The organism is Vibrio sp. T13N (assembly GCF_032970445.1).
Classification (GTDB): Bacteria; Pseudomonadota; Gammaproteobacteria; order Enterobacterales; family Vibrionaceae; genus Vibrio; species Vibrio diabolicus.
Genome location: NZ_JAWJYE010000050.1, coordinates 1 through 1,872, shown reverse-complemented (window position 1 = coordinate 1,872; position 1,872 = coordinate 1). Strand labels below are relative to the sequence as shown.

General features: G+C 36.9%; 1 protein-coding gene. It reads left to right on the top strand.

The window, feature by feature from the left end:
- Positions 1-245: 245 nt before the first annotated feature.
- The coding region (locus tag R2S67_RS22685) for a hypothetical protein (protein WP_317347164.1) at positions 246-1,872 on the top strand (1,627 nt) is incomplete at its 3' end.

The window sequence follows — 1,872 nt, the reverse complement described above, 5'->3', positions numbered from 1 at the left end:
CGATGTCATCTACCTCAGCAATTAGATTTAACGTTTCAAAGTTTAAATAGTAGTCATCAGACTGCCAGAAGTCGTTAACTTCWTATAGTTCATCAGAAAACTATGAAGGTTGGTTAGCGCACGATAATGGAAGAAGACACAGTCATGACCTCGTATTAGATGACACCAGAGCAGAGAACCTTAGTTCTTTAAACGAAGCACTAGCAAAACCAAACTCTATCGTAAGATTAACTGGCCTATCAGGGTTGGGAAAATCAAGACTGATTATTGAGTATATAAATAATAATAAAGACTTAAAAGAAGAGAATGTTCTGGTTTTTAATACAACAAGAAATGTTGATAAAATTAGGGAAAATGTCAAACGTGCTATTAAAGATAAAGCATTTGGCTTGGTTATATTAGAGCATTGTGAAAAAGAACTTCATGATTATTTGGCAGTTGAACTTCAGAGAACGGAATCAAATTTACGCATAATAACGGTCAACTACTACAATGACGAAGTTGATACATCTCCACAAATACATATAACTAAACTAGATGATGAATCTGTTAAGAAATTAATACATCCGCTTTTACCACAATTTGATGAACAAGAACTATCAAAAATTGTTTCTTTTGTTGAGGGTTTTCCGTTACTAGCAATATTATTAGCAGAGCGGTTTAGAGATGAAGGGATTTTAAGTCCTAAGCTATCTGAAAAAGACTTTGCGGATAAACTAATCAACGCAGATGGAAATTTAACTGAGGAGCACAAACGTATATTAAAAGCTTGTTCGTTGTTTGATGTTTTTGGGGTTGAGCAAGAAGGACTGGAACAAGCGGACTTTATTATAAAGCTAGCAAAATCTAGTAGACAAGAGTTTGGCTCAGTGCTCTGCACTTTTGAGAACCACAAAATTATCAATCGTGTAGGACGTTTTGCAAGAGTTGTCCCAAAACCTCTTGCGGTGCATTTGGCCAGTCGTTGGTGGGATGAGAATATTCACGATGAACTGGAAGAACTGATTAGCACTCTTCCTGATAGCCTTCTTGGTAGCTTTTGCACTCAAGTTAAATACCTTGATTCATCAGAAAAAGTTAAAGCTTTTGTAGCTAGACTATGTGAGCCATGTAGCCCTTTTGGACGCCCGGAATTGTTGTTAAGCACAAAGGGTTCACGCCTATTCCGTGGCTTGGTTGAAGTGAATCCTAACGCTACATCAAACTTAATCTATAGAATCCTTAATACATTAAGTGATGTTCAGATCAAGGCTATAAAGCACGACTCCAGACGCAACTTTGTTTGGGCGCTCGAAATGTTAGCTTTCCATAAATCTGAGTTCGACAAAAGTGCTTGGTGCTTATTTAAATTAGCATTGAATGAAAATGAAAGTTATGGGAACAACGCTACGGGGCAGTTTACCCAATTATTTAGATGCTATTTATCGGGTACAGAAGCAAATTTTCATGACCGACTTCAGGTATTAAATCGAGTCGTAAGTGTAAATGATGATCCTTCAGATCTGTTGGCACTAGAGTCAATAAAAGCTGCAATGGACACTTATTCATCATCAAGAATGGTAGGTGCAGAATATCAAGGAACAAGACCAGTACTAAAAGAGTGGCATCCAAGCAAACAAAGCGAAATATACAACTACTGGAGAAGCTGCCTTGACATTATGTCTGATTTAATAAAGGAAGGTCGTTCAGTTGGTAAAATTAAAAATATCTTAGGGTATGAAATGAGGCCTTTAATTAAATATTCTGAATATATACCTATTTCCGAAGTTGTAGAAGAGATCATTATTGCTGAAGGTTCCTACTGGCCTGAAGCTATGCAGTCTGTTCATGATATTATTGAGCATGATTTTGGGGCTTTAACCACTCGTGAAG